The 23048-nt window shown below is 61.5% G+C and carries 19 protein-coding genes; 9 read left to right on the forward strand and 10 right to left on the reverse strand.

Features of this window, described 5'->3' with window-relative positions:
• Positions 1–83: 83 nt before the first annotated feature.
• From GA0061102_RS13325 to GA0061102_RS13345, 5 genes are all read left to right on the forward strand, one after another.
• Positions 84–335, forward strand: a complete 252-nt coding sequence (locus GA0061102_RS13325) for an acyl carrier protein (RefSeq protein WP_092848096.1) — start codon at positions 84–86, stop codon at positions 333–335.
• Positions 335–1528 (forward strand): acyl-CoA dehydrogenase family protein, encoded by a 1194-nt coding sequence (locus GA0061102_RS13330; RefSeq protein ID WP_092848099.1) that lies wholly within the window; start codon positions 335–337, stop codon positions 1526–1528. Before GA0061102_RS13325 ends, GA0061102_RS13330 begins: the two co-directional genes overlap by 1 nt.
• Positions 1529–1533: 5 nt before the next feature.
• Positions 1534–2442 carry an amino acid--[acyl-carrier-protein] ligase gene (locus GA0061102_RS13335; RefSeq protein ID WP_092848102.1) on the forward strand — a complete coding sequence of 303 codons (909 nt, stop codon included), beginning with the start codon at positions 1534–1536 and terminating at the stop codon, positions 2440–2442.
• An 8-nt stretch (positions 2443–2450) separates the two neighbouring features.
• Positions 2451–3410: a DUF1839 family protein gene (locus GA0061102_RS13340; protein WP_092848324.1), complete on the forward strand. Its 960-nt coding sequence runs from the start codon at positions 2451–2453 to the stop codon at positions 3408–3410.
• Between the two features lie 76 nt (positions 3411–3486).
• Positions 3487–5955, forward strand: coding sequence for a glycoside hydrolase family 2 protein (locus GA0061102_RS13345; RefSeq protein WP_092848105.1), 2469 nt, complete (start codon positions 3487–3489; stop codon positions 5953–5955).
• Between the two features lie 73 nt (positions 5956–6028).
• Here the strand turns inward: GA0061102_RS13345 and GA0061102_RS13350 are convergent, their stop codons facing one another.
• The 6 genes from GA0061102_RS13350 to GA0061102_RS13375 form a co-directional block, all read right to left on the reverse strand.
• Complete coding sequence (locus GA0061102_RS13350; protein ID WP_092848327.1) at positions 6029–7108, reverse strand: ABC transporter ATP-binding protein; 1080 nt, start codon at positions 7106–7108, stop codon at positions 6029–6031.
• Positions 7109–7152: 44 nt separating this feature from the next.
• Entirely contained in the window at positions 7153–8223 is a 1071-nt protein-coding gene (locus GA0061102_RS13355) for a Gfo/Idh/MocA family protein (RefSeq protein WP_092848108.1), read from the reverse strand.
• A gap of 7 nt (positions 8224–8230) precedes the next feature.
• Positions 8231–9256, reverse strand: coding sequence for a Gfo/Idh/MocA family protein (locus tag GA0061102_RS13360; RefSeq protein ID WP_092848111.1), 1026 nt, complete (start codon positions 9254–9256; stop codon positions 8231–8233).
• 74 nt (positions 9257–9330) lie between these two features.
• Positions 9331–10179 (reverse strand): carbohydrate ABC transporter permease, encoded by an 849-nt coding sequence (locus tag GA0061102_RS13365; RefSeq protein WP_245298003.1) that lies wholly within the window; start codon positions 10177–10179, stop codon positions 9331–9333.
• 28 nt (positions 10180–10207) lie between these two features.
• Positions 10208–11119 (reverse strand): carbohydrate ABC transporter permease, encoded by a 912-nt coding sequence (locus tag GA0061102_RS13370; RefSeq protein WP_245298004.1) that lies wholly within the window; start codon positions 11117–11119, stop codon positions 10208–10210.
• A 61-nt stretch (positions 11120–11180) separates the two neighbouring features.
• Complete coding sequence (locus GA0061102_RS13375; RefSeq protein WP_092848126.1) at positions 11181–12464, reverse strand: ABC transporter substrate-binding protein; 1284 nt, start codon at positions 12462–12464, stop codon at positions 11181–11183.
• Between the two features lie 180 nt (positions 12465–12644).
• Between GA0061102_RS13375 and GA0061102_RS13380 the strand changes: the two genes are divergently transcribed.
• The 3 genes from GA0061102_RS13380 (at position 12645) to GA0061102_RS13390 (ending at position 16683) form a co-directional block, all read left to right on the forward strand.
• Positions 12645–13340 (forward strand): TetR/AcrR family transcriptional regulator, encoded by a 696-nt coding sequence (locus GA0061102_RS13380; protein WP_092848129.1) that lies wholly within the window; start codon positions 12645–12647, stop codon positions 13338–13340.
• A 436-nt stretch (positions 13341–13776) separates the two neighbouring features.
• Positions 13777–15201, forward strand: a complete 1425-nt coding sequence (locus tag GA0061102_RS13385; protein WP_092848132.1) for an enolase-like domain-containing protein — start codon at positions 13777–13779, stop codon at positions 15199–15201.
• A gap of 216 nt (positions 15202–15417) precedes the next feature.
• Positions 15418–16683 (forward strand): Gfo/Idh/MocA family protein, encoded by a 1266-nt coding sequence (locus GA0061102_RS13390; protein WP_092848140.1) that lies wholly within the window; start codon positions 15418–15420, stop codon positions 16681–16683.
• Between the two features lie 49 nt (positions 16684–16732).
• Here the strand turns inward: GA0061102_RS13390 and GA0061102_RS13395 are convergent, their stop codons facing one another.
• The 4 genes from GA0061102_RS13395 to GA0061102_RS13410 form a co-directional block, all read right to left on the reverse strand.
• On the reverse strand, positions 16733–17320 hold the full coding sequence (locus tag GA0061102_RS13395) for a transglycosylase SLT domain-containing protein (RefSeq protein WP_092848143.1): 588 nt from the start codon (positions 17318–17320) through the stop codon (positions 16733–16735).
• 217 nt (positions 17321–17537) lie between these two features.
• Positions 17538–18563, reverse strand: coding sequence for a hydroxyacid dehydrogenase (locus GA0061102_RS13400; RefSeq protein ID WP_092848146.1), 1026 nt, complete (start codon positions 18561–18563; stop codon positions 17538–17540).
• Entirely contained in the window at positions 18560–20416 is a 1857-nt protein-coding gene (locus GA0061102_RS13405) for a DUF2264 domain-containing protein (protein ID WP_092848148.1), read from the reverse strand. The genes GA0061102_RS13400 and GA0061102_RS13405 overlap by 4 nt, the downstream gene beginning before the upstream one ends.
• 41 nt (positions 20417–20457) lie before the next feature.
• A complete protein-coding gene (locus GA0061102_RS13410) occupies positions 20458–21480 on the reverse strand; it encodes a LacI family DNA-binding transcriptional regulator (RefSeq protein ID WP_092848158.1) in 1023 nt (340 codons plus the stop codon).
• Positions 21481–21629: 149 nt separating this feature from the next.
• Here GA0061102_RS13410 and GA0061102_RS13415 point away from each other — a divergent pair, with 149 nt between their 5' ends.
• The gene (locus GA0061102_RS13415; RefSeq protein ID WP_092848163.1) at positions 21630–22928 is read left to right on the forward strand and encodes an ABC transporter substrate-binding protein; all 1299 of its coding nucleotides are present in this window, start codon (positions 21630–21632) and stop codon (positions 22926–22928) included.
• Positions 22929–23048: the final 120 nt, after the last annotated feature.

Here is a 23048-nt window from a genome sequence, read left to right on the forward strand (position 1 = left end):
TTCTATTTTGCCTGTTACTTCTTGGCGAAGAATAAGACTGCGTAACTGCGGTTATGCTTGCAATTGCCAGAAGGGACTAGACTATGAACAAGACGATTCGCGATTTGCTGGCCAAGTTCGGTGCACTTCCCGTTGCTATCGATCAGATTGAAGACGATGCCGATCTCTACGCGACGGGATTGTCCTCGTTCGCCTCCGTACAATTGATGCTTGGCATCGAAGAGGCATTCGACATCGAGTTTCCCGACAATCTGTTGAACCGCAAGTCCTTCGCCAGCATCGCCGCGATCGAAAGAACCGTCGGCTTGATCCTGGACGGCAGAAAGGTCGCCTGATGACTGCGGCGGTCGCTCTAATTGAGGTTGGGACGGGCGAGGGAGCGGCAGTGCGCGCCGCACGCGTCGCAGCGATCGCCAGCCAACACGCCGATGCCGTCGATGCCGAGGGCCGGTTCCCGCGGGAAGCTGTCGACGCGATGCGCGCCGAGAAGCTGCTTTCTATCCAGATCCCCACCGCACTTGGCGGCGAGGGTGCTTCGATCACCGAGATCGCCGAGCTGTGCTCGATCCTCGGTCAGGTATGTGCGGCGAGCGCCATGGTTTTTGCCATGCATCACATCAAGCTTTCGAGCCTGGTCGAGCACGGCGCCGATAGTGAATGGCACCGGGACTTCATGCGCCGTATCGCAAGCGAGCAGCTGCTGCTGGCCTCGGCGACGACTGAAGGCGGGATCGGCGGCAATCTGCGCAACAGCATTTGCGCCATCAAGGTCGAGGGCGATGCCTGCTATCTCGAAAAGGACGCGACCGTCATCTCCTATGGCGCCCATGCCGACGCCATTCTGATCACCTCGCGCAGCCATGCCGACGCTGCGTCTTCGGATCAGGTGCTGACCTGCTTCCTGAAGGACCAGTACGACATCAAACGTACGGTCGAGTGGAACACGCTCGGCATGCGCGGAACCTGCTCCGACGGCTTCCTGTTCAAGGGCGAGGCGCCGGCCGCACAGATTCTGCCGAAGCCGTTTGCCGAGATTGCCGCGCAATCGATGCTGGCGAGCTCGCATCTGCTTTGGAGTGGCGTCTGGTACGGCATAGCCGCCGATGCGGTTTCCCGCGCGCAGGCCTTCGTGCGCGCCGCTGCCCGCAAGTCTCCCGGCGCGCCGCCACCCGGCGCGCTGCGTCTGGCCGAAGCCTCCAGCATGCTGCAGATGGTGAAGTCCAATGTGGTCGCGGGGCTAAAAGCCTATGAAGAGGCGAAGCTCGATGCCGATCGCCTGTCGTCGATGGCTTTTGCCGTGGCGATGAACAACGTCAAGATCGCGTCGTCGGAGATGATCCTGCCGATCATCAACCATGCCATGCTGATCTGCGGCATCATGGGCTACAAGAACGGTACGCCCTACAGCCTCGGCCGCCATCTGCGCGACGCGCACTCAGCTCAATTGATGATCTCGAACGACCGCATCCTCGGCAATACGTCGACCATGCTGCTCGTCCACAAACAAGACACCAGCCTGTTGGGGTAACCGTCATGGATATGCAAACCTCGTTTCTCGATCGCCTTTTCGAATCCGGCCTTCTCATCGACACCGGCGTAGACGGTCTCTACGGCCGCAGCGGCCAGTTCGAAGACGTCATTTCCGCTTTCGAGCGTCTGATCAACAAGTTTGGCGGTGCCGATGGCGCCGAAGCCATCCGCTTTCCGCCCGGCATGAACCGCGCTTTCTTCGAAACGAGCGGCTACATGAAGAGCTTCCCGCAGCTTGCCGGCACGGTACACAGCTTCTGCGGCAACGAGCTCGACCATATGAGCCTGTTGAAGTGCATGGAAGTCGGCGACGACTGGACGAAGGACCAGCAGGCGACCGACATCGTGCTGACGCCGGCGGCCTGCTACCCGCTCTATCCCACAGTCGCCAAGCGTGGCGCCATTCCGGAAAACGGCGCGCTCTACGACCTGCAGTCCTATTGCTTCCGCCATGAGCCCTCCAAGGATCCGGCCCGCCAGCAGCTGTTCCGCATGCGCGAATATGTCTGCATGGGCAGCGAAAAGCATGTGACGGATTTCCGCCAGAGCTGGATGGACCGCGGCGTCGAGATGATGAAGGCCGTCGGTCTCGACGTGACAATCGACGTCGCTAACGACCCCTTCTTCGGCCGCGCCGGCAAGATGCTCGCCAACAACCAGCGCGATCAGAACCTGAAGTTCGAACTGCTGATCCCGATCACCTCTGTCGCCAAGCCAACCGCCTGCATGAGCTTCAACTACCATCAGGATGCCTTCGGAACGAAGTGGGGCCTGAACTTCGCGGATGGCAGCGTCGTGCACACGGCTTGCGTCGGCTTCGGTCTGGAGCGCATTGCGCTGGCGCTGTTCCACACCCACGGTCTCGACGTCAAGGAATGGCCCGAGAGCGTGCGCAAGGCGCTGTGGGGCTGATCGCTTTCATGGCTGCCGTATTTCAGGGACTGGACCCTACCGCCTACAAGCCGCATGCGTTGCACGATAGCGAGCGCATGTGGCCCGAGACGAACTGCTACATCGATCTCTGGATCGAGGTGCTTTCAACCTCGAACCTGCCACCGGAAGCCATGCTCGGCTTCACGGTGACACAGGATTTCGAGGGCGACCAGTTCACCTTCTTCAAGGTGCCGCTCGAAGATCTGGAAGCGCTCTATGGCGTGCGTTGCACCGAGCTTGCGATCTACGATAAGGTGCAGAACCATGTCGCCGAGCAGATCGGCCGCGGCCGGCTCTGCCTGGTGGAGATGGATTCCTTTTTCATGCCCGATACGCAGGGCATCGGCTATCGCCGCGAACACGGCAAGACGACGGTGGCGATCAATCGGCTTGATATGGCGGGCCGCACGCTCGAGTATTTCCACAATGGCGGGTTCTTCCAGCTGTCGGGCGAGGATTTCGACGGGCTGTTCCAGTTGCATCTGACGGATGAGGATCTGCCCTTCCTGCCTTACACGGAATTTGCGAAATTCCCCGAGAAGGCACCGGGCGAGGCTGCGATCCGTCAGACCGCACAGCAGCTCCTGTCCTTTCATTTCCGCCGTCGCCCGCAGGCCAACCCGATCCGTGCTTTTGCAGAGGTGTTCCCCGTGCAGGTGGAAGGGGTCGCCGAACGGCCTTTCGGCTTCTTCCATAAATATGCCTTCAACACGCTGCGTCAGCTCGGCGCCAATTTCGAGCTTGCCGGCAGCCACTTCGATTGGCTCTCGGCAGATTTGTCCGATGCGGCCGGAGAGGCGCGGAAAATTTCCGAGACGGCGAAGTCGGTGCAGTTCCAGCTTGCCCGCGCCATCACGCGCAAGAAATTCGAGCCGCTGCGGACAGCCCTTGATCCTGCTGCAGATGCATGGGATGCCATGATGGGCGAGCTCGAACGGAGGCTTTGACCGGCTTCCGTTCGATCGCGATACGGCTGGGTCATTTCTGAAAATATTGGGGCGGGGACATTCCCCGGAAGATGTCATGGGCGGGCGCTTGGCGGATCTCGGCGGCGGAATGCGGCTGAGCGAAGGTTGGAATCTGGTGTTGACGGATGCGGGCACCTGCGACTCGCCTTCCGGTGTGCCGCTGACGTCTGGCTTCATTCCTGCACCGGTGCCAGGCACGGTGGCAGAAGCCTTGGAAAAGGCCGGGCGTTTGGACCGGACGAAGCCTGAGCCTCTTCATGATCGCGATGCCTGGTATATCTGCCGTCTGGTGGATGCCGAGGCCGGCGAGGCGGTCCTGCGGCTGGAAGGGCTGGCGACGCTTTGCGAAGTCTTCCTGAACGGCCAGAAAATCCTCGTTTCCGAAAGCATGTTCGAGGCCCATGACGTCGATGTCACCCTGCTTGGTGGCGACGAGCTGGTGCTCTGCTTCCGTGCCTTGGAGCCGAAGCTCTCCGCGCCGGGACCTCGCGCCCGCTGGAGGCCACAGATGATCACGCCGCAAGGCCTGCGGACGGTGCGCACGACGCTGCTCGGCCATATGCCAGGCTGGTGCCCGGAGGTTCAGGCAGTTGGCCCGTGGCGGCCGATTTCGCTGCTGCGGCCGAGCGCCCCTGTCGTCCGTGATCTCTCTCTGCGGCCGGACCTGCTCGAGAACGGCGAGGGCAGGCTCTATGCTTCGCTTTCGGTTGAGGGCGATGTCGAGGATCTGGTGCTGCGGTGCGGAGAGGCCGAACAGGCTTTCGAGAAAGACGGAGCAGACCGCTATACGGCAATCCTGAAAATTCCCTATGTGGCGCCTTGGTGGCCGCATACGCATGGTGTGCCGCAGCTTCACGATGTCACGCTCATCGTCGATGGTGTCGAGCACGCGCTCGGGCAAACCGGTTTTCGCCGGCTGTCGGTCGATCGTGGCGCCGAAGGCCAGGATTTCGCGCTCATCGTCAATGGCGAGCGGATTTTCTGCCGGGGCGCGGTGTGGACCACGGCCGATATCGTGCGCTTGCCCGGTGGTCGCGAGGATTACGAACCCTGGCTGCGGCTGGCGGCTGAGGCCGGCATGAACATGATCCGCATCGGCGGCACCATGGCCTATGAGACGCCGGATTTCTTCCGCCTCTGCGACGAACTTGGCCTGCTGGTCTGGCAGGATTTCATGTTCGCCAATTTCGACTATCCGAAGAACGACAAGGTCTTCAATGCCCATGTCGAAGCGGAGGTTTCGCAGCTGCTGGGCCGCACGCGGCTGTCGCCTTCGCTGGCGGTGCTTTGCGGCGGCAGCGAGATTCACCAGCAGGCCGCCATGATGGGCCTGCCCGAACAGTTCTGGAAGAGCCCGATCGTCGAGGAGATCATCCCACCGCTGGCGCAATCGCTGCGGCCCGATGTGCCCTATGTCGTCAATTCGCCCTCCGGCGGCGCCATGCCTTTTTCGCCGAATGCCGGCGTCACGCATTATTATGGCGTCGGTGCCTATATGCGGCCGCTCGACGATGCGCGCCGTGCCGATGTCCGCTTTGCAGCCGAAAGCCTGGCTTTCGCGCATGTGCCGCAGTCAAGAACGCTCGGGCGGCATCTGCCGGTTCCCGCTGTCCATAGCCCGCTATGGAAGGAGCGCGTGCCGCGCGATCGTGGCGCATCCTGGGATTTCGAGGATGTGCGCGATCATTATCTTCAGGAGCTTTACGGCTTCGAGCCCAACCGTTTGCGGCGGGAAGATCCCGATCTCTATCTCAACCTTTCTCGGGCTGTGACCGGCGAAGTCGCCGAGGAGACCTATGCCGAGTGGCGGCGGCACGGATCCGGCTGCAACGGAGCGCTCGTCTGGACGCTGCATGATCTGCTTCCCGGCGCCGGCTGGGGTGTGATCGATTCGACCGGCGAGCCGAAGCCGGTCTGGTATGGGCTGCGCCGCGCCTTCAGGCCGGTTCAAGTGTTGTTGATGGACGAGGGCACCAATGGTCTCGACGTGCACATCATCAACGAAAGCGATGCCGCGCTCGATCTGACGCTCGAGGTCTCCTGCCTGCGTGATGGCCGTCAGGTCGTCGTGGGTGGGGGGCGTGATCTGGTGGTCGAAGCGCGCAGCAAACAAAAGATAGCCTGCACTGATCTTTTCGGCGCTTTCTTCGATACGACCCACGCTTTCCGCTTCGGGCCGCCGTCGCATGATGTCACCGTGGTGCGTCTGACGGCGCCGGCGACCGGCGCGGTGATCGCCCAGGCCTTTTACTTCCCGCGTGGACGCACCAAAGCGTTTCACGATGCCGAGATCACGGCATTGGCGGTTCAGGAGGGTGAAGACTGGTTCCTCGATCTGAGCGCTGATCGGCTGGCGCAATCGGTGCAGATCGATTTGGAAGCCTACCGGGCTGAGGATGACTGGTTCCATCTCGCGCCCGGCAGCAGACGCCTTCGGCTGCACCGGCGGGACGGCATCTCGGCCGATGCCATTCCAACGGGCCAGATCCGCACGATCGGCAGCCGGCGGATCGTTGAAATCTGATCAAGGTGCGGCGAGCGCTGATTTATCTCGCCCTCGGCTGGCGAGATAGGCCCCATCCGCGTCAACAATCCTCCTACAGCGTCACCCCATCCGGCCCGAACAGATGGCAGCGCTCGGGATCGATATGGATACTGACCGTTTCTCCGGCGCGGATCGCCTGCTGATCTTCCAACGCGATCGTCAGCGCCTGGCCGCCATGCAGGGTGACATAGAGGATCGTCTGGCCGCCCAGATGCTCGACGAGATCGACACGGGCATTGCCGAGCGACAGACCGCGATCGCCGACATTCAGATGTTCCGGGCGGGCGCCGAGGGTGACGGGCTGCCCCGGCTGGAGACCGCCCAGCCGTCGCGGCAGGCGCACCGTCTGGCCGGCAAGATCGATGACGGCGGAGCCATCGTCGGAGGCAACGATCTTCGCGTCGAGGAAGTTCATCTTCGGTGAGCCGATGAAGCCGGCGACGAACTTGTTCTTCGGCTTGTTGTAGAGGTCGAGCGGTGCGCCCACCTGTTCGATCTTGCCGCCGTTGAGCACCACGATCTTGTCGGCCATGGTCATGGCCTCGGTCTGGTCGTGGGTCACGTAGATCATGGTGTTGCCGAGGCGCTGGTGCAGGCGGGCGATCTCGACGCGCATCTGCACGCGCAGTTCCGCATCGAGGTTCGAGAGTGGCTCGTCGAAGAGGAAGATATTCGGCTCGCGCACGATGGCACGGCCGATGGCGACGCGCTGGCGCTGACCGCCGGAAAGCTGCTTCGGCTTGCGCTGCAGCAGCTGCGTGATCTGCAGAACCTCGGCCGCCTTTTCGACGCGCGGCTGGATCTCATGCTTCTTCATGCCGGCGGTTTCGAGGCCGAAGGCAAGGTTCTTGTAGACGCTCATATGCGGGTAGAGCGCATAGGACTGGAACACCATGGCGATGCCGCGCTTGGAGGCGGGGACATCGTTCATGCGGCTGCCGTCGAGATAGAGCCCGCCGCCGGAAATCGGCTCCAGCCCGGCGATCATGCGCAGCAGCGTGGACTTGCCGCAGCCGGACGGGCCGACGAAGACGGTAAATTCGCCCGGCTCGATTTCCAGGTCGATCCCGTGAACCACCTGAAGCTCGCCATAGCGCTTGATAACCTTCTGCAGCGATACGCTTGTCGCCATGGGCGCTTCCTCCTTGTTGGTTCTGATGGCTCGCGGGGCAACACTCATGTCGGCCTCCAGCTCTTGTATTTTGCGCTTTCCGGGCCGACTGGGAAGCGGACTTCGGTGCGCGTTTCCGACGATTCGTAAAATGCCGCCACCAGTTCCAAGGCCTGGCGGGCATCGACTGTCGTCACCGGCAACGGTCCGCCCGATACCAGCGCTTCGTGGAACAGCTTCATCTGCGTGTTGAAGCGGATCGGGATCGGCGACCAGCTGGCCAGCAGCGCATCGATCTTGGCCGCAATTTCGTCATTGGCCGGAACGATCTTCCAGGGATCCTGGCCCGGGCTGTAGGGCTCGTGATTGCTCTCGATCAAGACGTTTTCGAAGCAGAGGCGTAGGCGGCTGATCTGTTCCTGCGAGCCGAGTGTGGCGCTGATGGTGGCGAGCGCGCCGTTTTCCATCAGCAGGCTGGCGCTGGCGCAATCCTCCACCTCGATGTCGTTGACGAGGGTGGCGACGCGGCCGAAGAGACCCGCGATTGGCCCCATCAGATAGGTCAGCATGTCATGCAGATGGATGGAGTGCGTCATCAGCACGCCGCCAAGCTCGGTGTCCCACTTGCCGCGCCAGGGGACCGCATAGTAATCGGCGCCGCGGACCCAGTGCGTTTCCGAAGTCGCGACATAGGGCTTGCCGGCGATGCCGGCGTCGATGATGCGTTTGGCCTTCTGGATGCCGTCGCCGTAGCGATACTGGAAGATCGGCATCAGCCGGCCCTTTGAGGTCTTCTCCGCCGCGATGACGGCGTCGACATCGGCGAGCGAACCGACCAGAGGCTTTTCGCAGACCACATGCTTGCCGGCCGCAAGCGCCTGCATGATGAGCTGGAAATGTGAGCCGGGCGGCGTGCAGATATCGATGATGTCGATATCGGGCATGTTCAGGACTTCGGAGAAGTCCTTGAGGCGCTTGCCGATGCCGAATTCGTCGCCGACCGCGTTGAGGCGCTCCTCGTTCAGATCGCAGAGAGCGGCAACTTCGAAACGATCAGAGTGAGGCAGATAGCCTTCAACGATGTGGGAGCGGCCGATGCCGAGACCGATGATCGCGACTTTCTTGATGTCGGACATGTCGCAATTACCTCTGAATGCTGTTGAGCGATGTTGCCTCGGCGAGCGCCTGCGCCTTCAGCGCCAGCTCCATGGCCTTGAAGCAATGTTCCTGGCCCATCGCCGTTTCGGTGCGGTCTCTTATATCGGCGGCAAGCTGGCGGCCGTAGGGCAGGTCGAAGCCGGTGCAGTCGATATGCTGCATGCCCTTGCGGTCAGTGAGGAAGAGATGATCGGTGCCCGGCCGGCCGGCGACGTCGATATATTTGCGCAGCTCGATCGTGCCTTCGGTGCCGACGATGAAGAGGCGGCCGTCGCCCCAGATGGAAAGACCATCCGGCGTGAACCAGTCGACGCGGACATAGCCGGTGACATCCGGCGTGCGCAGGTGAAAATCGCCATAGTCCTGCAGGCCGGGCGTATCGGGGTTGGCGCGGTTGGACACCGTCGCCGACAGCACCTCGGCTTCCAGCGAGCCGGCAAAGAACAAGAACTGTTCGCATTGATGCGAGGCGATGTCGGTGATGATGCCGCCGTAGCGCTTGCGGTCGAAGAACCATTCCGGCCGGGTCGGCTTGCGCAGCCGGTGTGGGCCGAGGCCCGTCGTGTGGATGACCTTGCCGATGGCGCCGGCCTTCACCAGCTCGCCGGCCTTGACGGTCGATGCCGTCTCGAAATGCTCGGAATAGAGAATGGAGACGATGCGCTTGGTCTCGGCCTGCACCGTTCGAACGTCCGCAAGCTGATCCAGCGTCACCATCCCGGGCTTGTCGAGCATCACATCCTTGCCATGGCGCATGGCCTCGATGGCAAGCCCGGCACGCTCGCTGGAGATCGCAGCGCTGACGATGAGCGCGATGGAGTTATCCTCCAGAATTTCGCGCTTGTCAGCGACGCGTTTCGCCTGCGGAAAGCGCCCGGCGAAGACGGCAGCGAGGTCATCCTCCACCGCATGGAAGGCGACGAGTTCGGCGCCGGCCCGCAGCATGACGTTGACCTGGCCGTAGATGTGATCGTGATTGAGGCCGATGGCGGCAAAGCGCAGCGCGCTCATGCGACATTTCCTTTCAATGGGTTTCCTTGATTGCAATCCCAAATCTCGGGTGCTCGGGACTGCAGAGTTTATAATCAGCGTTTGAGGCCAGCGGTCGCGATGCCGTCGATCAGCAGCCTCTGGAAGAACAGGAAGATCAGGAAGACCGGGATCAGCGACAGGCTCGACATGGCAAACAGGCTGCTCCAATCGGAACTTCCGGTGGAGTCGACGAAGGAGCGCAAGCCGAGCTGTACCGTGTAGGTATTGATGTCGGAGAGATAGATCAGCGGCCCGAAGAAATCGTCCCAGGTCCAGATGAAGGAGAAGATGGCGGCCGTTGCCAAAACCGGCAGCGATAGGGGCAGCATGATGCGCCAGTAGATACGCCACGCGCTGCAGCCATCCATCATGGCAGCCTCGTCCAGTTCGCGGGGAATGCCGCGGAAGAACTGCACCATCAGGAAGATGAAGAAGGCGTCGACCGCAAGGAATTTCGGCACGACGAGCGGCAGCATCGTCTTCACCCAGCCGAGCTTGAGGAAGAGGATATATTGCGGGATCAGCGTGACGTGATAGGGCAGCATCAGCGTGCCCAGCATCAGGGCGAACCAGAAATTCTTGCCCCAGAAATTCAGCCGGGCGAAGGCATAGGCCGCCAGCGAGCAGGAAATCACGTTGCCGATGACCGAAAGCACGGCGATGACGGCGGAATTCCAGACGAATTTGCCGAAGGTGACCTGCCCGCCGAACCAGCCGCGGGCATAGGCGCTGAAATCGAATTGCGACGGGATCAGCGATGCCGTGCCGAAGATCTCGTTCTGGTCCTTGATCGAACCGGAGAGCATCCACAGCAGCGGATAGAGCATCACGATCGATGCGGCGATGAGGGCGATATGGATGAGGACGGAGAGGAACCACGGGCGTTCGCGCGGCGGCTTCATGTCCTCGGCAAAATGGGTGAGCTTCGCGTCAGTCATCGTAGTGGACCCAATAACGAGCGGAGAGGAAGGAGAAGGTGGTGAAGATGGCGATGATGATCACCAAGACCCAGGCGAGTGCTGCGGCATAGCCCATGCGGAAATAACCGAAGGCTTCCTGATAGAGATAGAGCGTATAGAACAGCGTCGAGTCGATCGGGCCGCCGGTGCCGGAGGAAATCACATAGGCCGGCGTGAAGGCCTTGAAGGCGTCGATCGTCTGGACCACGGCGTTGAAGAAGATCACCGGCGTCAAAAGCGGCAGGGTGATTTTGAAGAAGATCCGCACTTTCGAGGCGCCGTCGAGGCTAGCGGCCTCGTAGAGATCGGTCGGGATCTGGCGCAGGCCGGCGAGGAAGATGATCATCGGCGAGCCGAACTGCCAAATGGCAAGGATCACCAGCGTGTAGAGCGAATAATCCGGATTGGAGATCCAGCTCGGGCCGTTGATGCCGAAGACATACCACAGCAGCGTGTTGACGATGCCGTCCGCATCGAAGATCTGTCGCCACAGCACGGCGATGGCGACGCTGGAGCCGAGCAGCGACGGCAGATAGAAGATGGCGCGGTAGACCGGCAGGCCGCGGATGCCGCGATTGAGCAGCAGCGCCACCAGAAGCGCGAAGGCCAGCTTCAGCGGCACGGAACAGACGACGTAGAACAGCGTCACCTTCATCGACGACAGGAATTTGTCGTCTGCCGTCGCGATCCGTACGTAATTGTCGATGCCGACGAGGTTCGGCGACTGGAGCAGATTGTAGTCGGTGAAGGACAGGTAGAGCGAGGCGATGGCCGGCCCAAGGGTCAGTCCGAAGAAGCCGATGAACCACGGCAGAAGGAAGAGATAGCCAGGCGCGTTGCGCGCGAACGCGCTTGGCGCCTTATAGGTGGTTTCCACGCGCAGCGGCGCGGGCGCGCCGACGGCCAAGCCGCCGGCAACGCTCTTGCTGTTTGTACCCACGGTATCAGCCTCGCGTAATGTTTGCTGCTGCCTGTTCGGTGAACTTCGCACCAGCGTCTTGTACGCTGGATTTGCCGAAGGCCGCTTCCTCGGCGATCTTCTTCAGCAGGAATGCATTCTCGCCGGCGCCGTTCGGCGGAGACGGCGGCAGTGCCCCGACATGCGACGTCAGCCGGCCGATATAATCAACGACCTGCTTGCTGACCGCATCCAGATCCGGAGTGAGAAGGTCACGAATCTTCGGCGACGGCGGAACGCCGCGCTCGACACCGAGCGTCTTGGCACCCTCCGGATTTTCTACCAGGTAGTTGACGAAGGCGACGGCGGCGTCCTTGTTCGGGGAGGTTGCCGAAACCGACATCAGCATCGAGGGTTTCAGATATTGTCCCGGTTTACTATCAGCGTTGGCCGGATAGGAGACGAGATCGAGCTTTTCCTTGACCAGGCCCTGAATGGCGACGAACTGGTTGGAATGGGCGTAGCTGACAGCTGCCTTCTTCGTCACGAGCATATCGGTTTCGAGGGTCTGTTGATCGAGTGCCTGCGCATCAGCCGGCACGCAGGCGCCGATCTTGCGCATATGGCCCCAGAAATCGAACCAGTCGGCCGCATCCTTGGCCTCGAAGGCTAGCTTGCCGTCGGCGGTATAAAGCGCCTTGCCGCGCTGGCGCAGCCAGCATTCGAAGGCGGGCTCCAGGCCACTCGCGTCGGCGGTGCCATAGAAGCCGCGCCGCTTCTTGGCTGATGTCACCTTGGCGCAGGCATCGCCTAGCTGTTCCCAGGTCATGCCGTCGTGCGGCTGTTCGACACCGGCTTCCTTCCAGGCCGCGGCATTGACGACGACCATGGAGGAATTCACGCCGAGGCTGACGCCATAGATCTTGTTGTCGACCTTGCCGGAATCGATGTTGGCGGCGCCGAAATCCTCGATCGCCAGGCTCTTGCCGAGATAGGGCGTCATGTCGAGCAGCGCGCCGCGGCGGGCATATTCGAAGATGTAGCGATAATCCATCTGGATGAGGTCGGGGGCGTTGCCGCCGCCGGTCTGGGTGGCGAGACGCGTCCAATAGCTGTCCCAGCCGAAGGATTCACCGGCGATGGTGACATCCGGGTTCTTGGCCTGATAGGCCTTTACCGCCGCAAACGTGCGGTCGCTACGCTCCTTCGATCCCCACCAAAGAAGGCGCATCGCGGTTGCCGCATTGGCGCGGGAAAGTCCGATACTGCTGAAAGCTAGTGTGGCTGCCATGCCGGCAAGCATCTGCCGGCGGTCGATCGTCAACGTCATCCTGGTCTCCTCCCCAGCGAACCGATGATTTACGAACTGCTTTGCATGATATAACTATTTGGTTACAAGTTGGATAGAAACGCGACCGCTGTCAAGCGCCAATCGCATTGCAATCAAAACGGGGCATGCGGGAGCCGTCGGCATCCATCGCAGAGGTACCGGCCGGGAAGGAGATCGTCCATGGCGGGCAGAGCGAGGCAACAGACTGAAAATGCAGCACAAGAGGATGTCGCCGAGGCTGCAGGGAAGCGGCGGAGGAAGGTCTCGCGCAACCCGCAACGCACTCATGCGACGATCCTCGACGCGGCGACGGAAGAATTTGCCGCGCACGGCTTCGGCGGCGCCAGGGTGGATGCGATCGCTGCGCGGGCTCAGACCAACAAGCGTATGCTCTATCACTATTTCGGCGACAAGGAGGGGCTTTATCTCGCCGTGCTGGAAGCGACCTATGCGACGATCCGTAACGCCGAAAAGCAGCTCAATCTTGCGCACCGCCATCCGGAAGAGGGAATGCGGGAGCTTGCTCTCTTCACCTGGCAGCATTTTCTTGCGCATCCGGAGTTTCTGAGCCTGCTTGCCACGGAAAACCTGCACCAGGCGCATTATCTGCGCCGCTCCGAAAAAGTCTCGGTCATGCATTCTCATCTCATCGACGAGCTTTCGGATGTGCTGCGTCGCGGAGAGGCGCTCGGCATTTTCCGGCCGGCCGTCGATCCGATATCCGTCTATCTCACGATCGCAGCACTCGGCTTCTTCTATCTGTCGAACCGCCATACGTTGTCGACGATTTTCGCGCGCAAGCTGACGGCGCCGGATGCGCTGAATGCCTGGGGAGAGCACATCGTTGCGGTCACGCTTGCTTCGATCCGGGCGTAAAGTGCCGGAGGGCGCGGGGACTTCCAGAACTTTCGGGAAATTTTCAAAAGACGATTGACAAGGTTGGATCTAACGCGCGATCTTGTAACTATATGGTTACATTTCTTAGGCGAGCAAGCATTTGCTTTTCCTGATTCTGGAGGGAATCGGGCAGGGAGGAGAAATCATGAAATCTGTTGGCTGCAATGCGACGTGGCTGGAGATTTGAAGAACCGCTTCTGCAACGAACGAATGGCCCCTCACCCCAACCCTCTCCCCGTTGAAACGGGGAGAGAGGGCCACAGAGCAAGCCAGCGGGCCGTTACCGGTTCGAGCTGGTCATGGGCTTGAAGGCTTCCTCTCCCCGCAGGCGGGGAGAGGGTTGGGGTGAGGGGCCATGTACATTGACCCCTATGCAAACAGACTTACCTGACAATCACGGGAGCCGACTAGCATCATGACCGATCCATTGAAAATCAGGCTTGTCGAGGCCGAAGCATTCGAGCGCCCGGTCAAGCTGCGGCTTCCCTTCCGCTTCGGAGCGGCGACCTTGCGGGAGGCGCGGCAGGCTTTTCTGCGTGTGCGTATCGAGGATACGTTTGGACGCTCGGTCGAGGGGATGGCGGCCGAACTGATGGTGCCGAAATGGTTCGACAAATCGCCTGCGCTTTCCAATGCCGACAATGAAAACCAGCTTCGCCGTTCGCTGGCACTGGCGCTCGATGCGCTAAAGAGTGCAGGGGCGGGAACAGCTTTCGGCCTGCACGCGGCCGTTGAAGCATCGCATCATGCTCGGGCAGCGGCTGAGAAGCTGAATGGGCTTGTCGCCTCCTTCGGCTTGGCACTTGCCAACCGGGCCATCCTCGACGCGCTTTGCCGGCTTGAAGGGCTGACGGTTACGCAGGCGATCAAGGAGAACCGTCCGGGTATTGATGCATCCACGGCACGCGATCTCTCAGGCTTCGATCTCTCTGGTTTCCTGTCGACATTGCAGCCGGCGGCGAGCCTTGCCGCCCGCCACACTGTCGGTCTGGTCGATGCCATCGTGCCTGGCGATATCCAGGCGAGTGAGCGTCTGAATGACGGCCTGCCGGAGAGTTTCGAGGAGGCGATCGACGCCTATGGCCTGACCTTCTTCAAGGTCAAGGTTTCCGGCGCTCCCGATGCCGATATCGATCGTCTCTGCCGCGTCGCTGCTGTCATCGATGCCAAGGTGCCTACCTATTCCGTGACGCTTGACGGCAACGAACAGTTTTCGTCTGCAGAAGCGGTCGCCGACTTGCTGACCCGCGTGAAGGAGGAGCCCAGGCTGGCGCGTTTCGCTTCCTCGATCCTGTTCGTCGAGCAGCCGATTGCCCGCGCCCATGCCTTCGAAAAGCCGGTGAAGGCACTTGCCGCCTTCAAGCCAGTGGAGATCGACGAATCCGATGCAGACATCGATGCTTTCGTTACGGCGAGGGCGCTCGGTTATACCGGCATCTCCTCGAAATCCTGCAAGGGTTTCTATCGCTCGCTATTGAACCGGGCGCGTGTCGCCAAATGGAGTGCTGAGGACGGCATCCCCTATTTCATGTCGGCGGAGGATCTGACGACGCAGGGCGGTCTTGCCGTGCAGCAGGATCTGGCGCTGGCATCGCTGATCGGCATGACGCATATCGAGCGCAACGGCCATCACTATGTCGACGGCATGGCCGGAGCGCCGGAGGCGGAGCAGGCGGCTTTCGCCGAGGCGCATTCCGATCTCTACCGCGTCAGCAACGGCCGCACGCGGCTGCGGATCGAGGCCGGACAGCTCGCTATCGGCTCCGTCATCGGCGCTGTCGGTCTTGGTTCGTCGGTTGCGCCGGACTGGAAGGCGATGGAGGCATCATTGGCGGCGTAGATTTCCTGCCTTGCTCCTCACCCTAGCCCTCTCCCCGCTCGCGGGGAGAGGGGACGACGGAGAAAATTCGAGCTAACGACCCCGCATCGGTGCTGATTGGTGGAAGAGCCCCCTCTCCCCGCAAGCGGGGAGAGGGTTGGGGTGAGGGGCTTTTGCCGAAATAAATTCCGGCCCACGAGGCCTTACATCGTCATTTGCAGACTCTGGAGGAGAGACATGCAGTCGTCATCGAAGAAACGCTATGTTCTGGTCGGCACCGGCAATCGTGGGGCGACCATGTGGGGCAAGGAGCTGGTCGAGGGCTGGAGCGACGAGGTCGAGCTTGTCGCCGTCTGCGATCTCAATGCCATGCGTGCGAAGCGGGCGTTAGCGTATATCGGCGCATCGGTGCCGGTCTATACGGATTTCGACGAGCTGCTGCGGGCGGAAAAACCGGATCTCGTCATCGTCTGCACCCGCGATTCAACGCATGACGATCTGATCGTCAAGGCGATGGAGGCGGGCGCCAACGTCATCAGCGAGAAGCCGATGACGACGACCGTCGACAAGATCAAACGCATTCTCAACGCCGAGGCCCGCACCGGCAAGCGGCTGGATATTTCCTTCAACTATCGCTTTGCGCCGACCTCGGCGAAGATCAAGGAGCTGATCAATTCGGGCGTCATCGGCGACGTTACGTCCGTCGACTTCCATTGGTATCTCGACACCAGCCACGGCGCCGATTACTTCCGCCGCTGGCATGCCTTCACGGAAAATTCCGGCAGCCTCTTCGTTCATAAGGCGACGCATCATTTCGATCTTTTGAACTGGTATCTGGATTCCGATCCGGAAACGGTCGCCGCCTTTGCCGATCTCAAGCATTACGGCCGCAAAGGCCCATTCCGCGGCGAGCGCTGTCGCAGCTGTAGGTACAAGGATGAGTGCGACTATTATCTCGACATCAGCGCCACGCCGCTGCTGGAAAGCCTCTATGAGGAGCCTTCCACCGTCGACGGCTATGTACGCGATGCCTGTGTTTTCCGGGAGGATATCGATATCCCCGATACGATGGTCGCCTCCATCCGCTATCGCAGCGGCGTCAATGTCTCCTATTCCCTGAATACCTATATGCCGATCGAGGGGCACCACATCGCCTTCAACGGCCACAAGGGCCGCATCGAGCTCAGGCAATACGAGAAGCAGAACTGGACGACGCCGCCGGCCGACGAAATCGTCGTGATGAAGAATTTCGGCGATGTCGAGCGCATTTGGGTGCCGCATTCCTCCGGTGGGCACTATGGCGGCGACGACCGGCTGCGCAACATGCTGCTGCGCTCGGGACCAAACGACGAGCTCAAGCAGCGCGCCGGCTCGCGGGCGGGGGCGATGTCGGTTCTCTGCGGCATAGCCGCGCTTCAGAGCAGCCGCAGCGGCCAGCAGGTATCGATCGCCGATATCTGGGGTAAAGATGGCGGCTTGAACTTGTTGGAGCCACGGCCCTAGGGCCGCGGCTCTTTATCCTCGCGGAGGCGATCTTAACCGGGTGTCGAGATCAGCTGCAGCTCGGCAGCTGCTGCGCGTAGATTCTCGTCATGCCGTTGAAGCGCTTGGCTCCGGCCAATGCGGTCGAATTGCCGCGCCATGATCCCTGCAGATAGCCCTTGGGCCCCGAATAATAGGCAAGATAGAGACCGTAGGAATCGTTCAGCGGAATGCCGGTCTGCAGGTGCGTCTGGTAGTGATACCAGCCGACAAAGTCGATGGCGTCGGCGAAGTCGGTACGGCTTGCACCCCAATTACCCGTTTCGCGCTTGTATTTGTCCCAGGTGCCGTCGAGTGCCTGCGAATAGCCGTAGGCTGTCGTCGGGCGCTTCCAGGGAATGAAGCCGAGCAGGTAGCGTCTCGGCGGGCGAGCGCGCGGTCGGAAGCCGGATTCCGTGTAGATCGTCGCCATCAGGATCGGTACCGGCACGCCGTACTTCCGCTGCGTGCGGTCGGCGGCCCGCTGCCAGTTGTTGAACCAGCCATCGCGCTGGTCGAAGATCGCGCAGATGTTGCGGGTATGGCGGGGTGCGGTCGCACAACCCGCCAGCACGCCGAGCAGCATTAGGGCCAGAATGGAAAGGACGCGGGTACGCATTACTAGAACCTCTTCATTACTGCACCGTGCGTCTTTTGAACGCGCAAGGGACACAGCAACAACCTTGTCGGCGCATGATCCCTGCCAAAAATTCGAAGCCGAAATTTTGGGGGCATGCGCTCAAGAGATTGCTAGCGCGGAATGATTAAAAACGAGTTGTTCGCCTGTGCCGAAATGGGGCGATTTCAGGGAGTTTTCATGGATTTGCTGCGTCGCGTCATGCCATGTGCGCCATGTCCTCGCGGCGGACCTCGTAGAGCAGCGGTTTGCCCTCGATGAAGCGGATGGCTTCGTCGACCGCCATCTCGCCGAGGCGGGTCCGCTCCAGCCCGACGGCGCCGGCGATATGCGGCGTCAGGAAGACATTCGGCAGATCATAGAAGGCCGATGCTGCCACCGGTATTTCCGGATCGGTGACGTCGATGATCGCGTCGATGCGGCCGGTTTTCAGTGTGGCAATCAGGGCCTCTTCATCGACCAGCGCGCCACGCGCCGTGTTGATGAATGTCGCACCTTCCTTCATCAGCGAGAGGCGGTGCGCGTCGATCATGTGCCGCGTGGCGGGCAGGGAAGGTGCATGCAGCGAGACGATATCAGCCGATGCCATCAAGGCGTCCAGCTCGGCTTTCTCGACGCCCAGCTTGGCGGCTTCCGCGTTGCCGACCATGGGATCAAAGAGCAGGATGCGGTAGTCGAAGGGCGACAGCAGCTCGATCACCCGCCGGCCGATCCGAGAGGCGCCGATGATGCCCACCGTGCGGCGGTAGTTGCCGATGGCTTCGGCCTGCATCGTCAGCGTCCGCGCGCGATTGCGGTCGGCAACGTAGAAATCGCGGAACTGAAAGACCTTCTTGCCGGCGAAGATGATGGCGGCAAGCGTGAATTCGGCAACCGGCAGGGCATTGGCCTGTGCTGAATGGCTGACCAATATGCCCCGATCGAACAGGCTGTCCCCGAGCAGCCCCTTCACCGTGCCGGCGGCGTGGACCACCAGTTTCAGATGCGGCGATAGTGCCAGCGCTGCGGCGTCGATCGTCGGAGCGCCCCAGCCGGTGATCAGGATTTCGGTTTCCGCCAAGAGCTTCGCCGCACGCTCGTCATCGAAGCGTTGCATCGGTGCTGCATCGAGCACATGCCCAACGGTGTCGAGACGCTGAATGAGCGCCTCCGGGAGGACGTGCTGCGTGCGCGATGGCTGCATGGCAAGGGCGATGGTCGGGCGGCCGGAGGCAAATTGCGTCATGGCAGGCGACCGGGCGCCTCGATGGCGCTGACCGTGATGCCCTTGTTCTGGACAAGGGCCCGTAGGGCATCGATATCGGGGCGGGCAGGTGGTTTCGTCCAGGCGTGATCGACGGTGGACGTATCCTTCTCTGCAAGCACGGCTGAGACGAGAGTGGTCTCGCCTGCAGGAATGGTGCCGCGCAGCTGCGGTACCAGCGTCTTCGAGGCGATGAGGTTGGTGTTTGGCGGCGCTTTCTGCGCGATGCCCTGGCGCTTGATCGTCGAGCCAAGATCGAGAATGCCGCTAAAATCCTCTTCGCCGATGACATAAGCTGCATCTGCGATAGAGACCAGCGTATCCGCCTCTAGGTCGCGCCTTGCGATGGCGAAGCCGCCTTCCGCTGTCTGCAGCGGCCGCGGCGTGGTGATCCGGTGCAGGCGGATATGCCAGGGTGCGGCAGGGACGAGCCATGTCTCCACCGTCACATCCGGATAGGGCAACCACTTGGCATAGAGCGTATCGCCGGCGAGCTTGGCTTCTTCGTTGGTTTCGCGCACGCGGTAGTGCAGGCCGTCGTCGCTGAAGGCGAGCATGCTGTCGAAGGCAGCGCCGGCAAAGATGCGCTCGTCGCTTTCGACGCTGAAACCGTAACGGGCGGAATAGGCGAATTTCGAGTATTTCTCCGCGCCGAAGCGCATCTGCTGGTTTTCCTGGCCTGAGGAGAGCGCGGCGACATCGGCCTTGCTGCGCATCAACACCATGCCGGGGTGTCTTTGCGGGATGATAGCCGGCTCATTCTCCAGCGATTTTTCCTCCGCCATCCAGAACGGATGAGTTTCGGGAAGTGCCAGCGGCAGGAAGGCCTTGAAGGCCCAGTAGGGCGAGCCGGCGGAATTGTAGTTTTCCGACATCAGCAGATTGGGATAGGCAAAACCGATCGGTAGCGTGCCGTCGCGATGGGCAATCGGCTTGTCGGCCCACCAGCGCAGATGCCGGAGGCAGAGGCCCTTGATCTCGCCCCATGGCAGCGCCTCGACATCGGCAAAGGCGAGCGCCGACCAAAAGCCGGCACAGGCGAAACGGTAGGTCAGGCTGCGGCCGAAGGGGATCGTGGCGCCATCGGATGCGAACCAATGGCGGAAATCCCTCGCGAACAACATTGCACGCTCGCGGTAACGCTCCGAACGATCGTCGTTGACGAGCTTGGAGTAGATCAGCCCGTAAAAATGCATGGCGAAGGGAATGTAGTGATCGATGCGCCGGACATCGCCATCGCGATACCAGCCGTCGGCGATGTAGAAACCGTCGAGTTCGTTCAGGTATCTTTCCGTCAAGCTGCGGTCGAAGGAGGCGCCGAGCCGGTCGAGCGCGATATCGACGAAGATGCGGAAAAATTTCCAGTTGTTGTCGGCATAATCGAAGGTGCGTGCGTGCTTGAGATAGGTGATGAGATTGTCACGCGCGCGCTGATCGAGTGGCTCCCAGATCTTTTCCGGCACGAGGGCAAGCGCGAAGCCGAGGGCTGCGAGCTCGACCATGCGCTGGTCACGGCCGTTCACCGTGCCCCAATATTCCGGATGTTTGGGGTCGACGCCATTGGCGAGACCTTCGGCGTAGCGGGCCCAATGGCGGAAGTCGCCGCCGCCGGCGCCGAGCGGTGCAAGGCCCCAGAGCGGGCGGGCGAAGCCTTCGAGATCGGCGGCCGCCCGATCGAAATGTGCCCCGGCGCCGTCGATGCGGACGCGGGCATTGCCTTCGGAAAAATAGGGCAGCAGCGGATCGAACAGGTCGGTCAGCGCATGGCGCATGTCAGCGCGGTTGGCAAGCGGGTTGCCGGCGAGCGGATTGGAGCTGGCGGGGTCGTAGATCATCGGTTCGGCTTTCTCGATCGTTTCCGCGGCGGGATTGGGCTTCAGGTTTCGGGTGGCAGCGTGCCGCCGGCGATGGGTGGAACGCCGTGGCAGATGTGGCGGGCCGGCGCATCGCGATCGCGGAAACGTGCGATCATCAGGCCGATGGCTTCGCGGCCGAGCGCCGCGCGGTCGACGCGCATGGTTGCCAGCCGGGGATTGGTCATCAGGGCGCAGGGAAGGTCGTCGAAGCCGACGATGGCGAAATCTTCGGGCACACGCAGGCCGGCTTCGGTGACGGCGTCGAGCACACCGACGGCGATGAAATCATTCATGCAGAAGGCGGCCGTATAGCCTTCACCTGCGGCGAGGATATCCGCGGTCGTATCATGGGCTTCCTGGCTGGAGCTGCCGCGAAAATTCATCGGCACGATGCGGCGTTCCGCACCCTCGACGGAGGCGATCGCCGCCTCGAAGCCGCGGATGCGCTCGCGGATCGTCTGGCGGTGCGAGCCGGTCAGATGCAGGATACGGCGATGGCCGGCATCGAGCAGGCGCTGGGTGGCGTTGTAGGCGCCGAAGAAATTCGAGGGCGAAACACCGTCGAAGCGTAGCTTCGGGTCGGTGCCGTTGACGAGCACGGTGGGCGTGCCGCTTGCTTCGAGCCACCGGCATAGCTCCTCCGAGGGGTCGATACCGACGAGGAACAGGCCCTCGGCGCCGGCTGCCTGCAGATATTCCTTCACCAGCTCCGGCTCGGTCCTTGCCTCGCGGACGAGGCGAATGTCGAAACGCATGCCGCGCTCGGCGGCCCCGGCGCGCAGGCCTTCCAGAATGCCTTCGTAGAAAACGCTCAAGCCCCCGGTGACGCTGTCGCTGGCGATCAATGCCAGGCCGCCGGTCGTCGTCTCTGCCGCTGTCTTCAGCGGGTAGCCGAGATCGCCTGCGACCTTGAAGATGTGCTGGCGGATCGTCTCGCTGATGCCGGGCTCATTGGTGAGAACCCGCGACACCGTCGAAACGGAGACGCCGGCGGCGGCGGCAATATCGGCCTGTCTGATGCGTTTGGAGCGAATATCGTTCATATCGCAAAAGCTATGCAAAATTACGCAAATTTGCAATAGAAAGATTTTTTATTGCACAGTGCAATGAAGTTGCATATCTTCACCTCACTTCATCCGCAGAGGCGTCGGGAGATCGCCGTGGATGACAACGCAAGAGAAGGAGGAATCTCATGCGCATGGATCGCCGTTCATTCATGATTGGAGCCACTGGCGCCGCGGCGGGTCTCGCCTTCGCAGGCGGAGCGATGCCGGCCTTTGCCGATGCGACGCAGCTCAGGGCCATGTGGTGGGGCTCGCCCGATCGCGGCAAGCGCACGGTCGCGGTTGCCGAGTTGTTCCACAGCAAGAACCCGGATATCTCCGTTGTCGGCGAAAGCATTAGCGGCGACGGCTATTGGGCCAAGCTCGCAACGGGAATGGCGAGCCAGAACATAGCGGATGTCTTCCAGCTCGAGCCGAGCACGATTTCGGACTATTCGCAGCGCGGCGCGTGCATGTCACTCGATCAATTCGTGCCTTCGACCCTGAAGGTCGACGCCTTCGGCAAGGACATGCTGAAGCTGACGACGATCGACGGCAAGCTCTATGGCGTTGGCCTCGGGCTGAACTCCTTCTCGCTCTTCTATGACGAAGAAATCTTCCAGAAAACCGGCCTGACCCCGCCCGGCCCGACGACGACCTGGGCCGAATATGCCGATCTGGCCGTCGAGATGACCAAGGCAGCCGGCAAGCGCGCCTATTGGGGCGGTCCTTATGGCGCACGCTATGTTTACGTGCTCGATGCTTGGATGCGCCAGCGCGGGAAGAGCCTCTTTACCAAGGAAGGCAATCTTGGCTTTGGTGTCGACGATGCCAAGGAATGGTATTCCTATTGGGAAGAGCTGCGCAAACGCGGCGGCACCGTGCCGCCCGACGTGCAGACGCTCGATCAGAACGTCATCGAAAGCAACTGCCTGGCGCTCGGCAAGTCTGCCATGGGGATGGCCTATTCCAACCAGCTCGTGGGCTACCAGCTTGTGGTCAAGAGCAAGCTGGGGATCACCATGCTGCCGCGCGAGAAGAAGGATGGCCCATCCGGCCATTATTACCGCCCCGCGCTGATCTGGAGTGTGGGCGCCACCAGCAAGAACGGCGAAGCAGCCGCGAAATTCATCGATTTCTTCGTCAACAATATCGACGCCGGCAAGATCCTCGGTGTCGAGCGCGGCGTGCCGATGTCTCCGACCGTGCGCGAAGCGCTTCTGCCGCAACTCAATCCGGTGGAGCAGCTGACGGTAAAATATGTCGAGCTGCTGAAGGACCAGGTGGGCGATTATCCGCCGCCGGCTCCGATGGGATCCGGAGAATTCGATCAGAACGTCGCACGCCCTATCGCCGACCAGCTTGCCTTCGGCAAGATCACGGTCGCCGAAGCCGCACAGAAGCTGGTGGATGAGGGGAAGGCGAAGCTGAAGCTCAAGAAGAGCTGAGTTGTCGTCGATTGCAGGAGTGAAGATCAGGTGAGTTCTGCTTTGCCGTAGCTGCGCACCTGGCCCCTCACCCTAACCCTCTCCCCGCAGGCGGGGCGAGGGGATGACGGCGCAAGGTAG

This window comes from Martinezella miluonensis (assembly GCF_900094545.1).
Classification (GTDB): Bacteria; Pseudomonadota; Alphaproteobacteria; order Rhizobiales; family Rhizobiaceae; genus Rhizobium; species Rhizobium miluonense.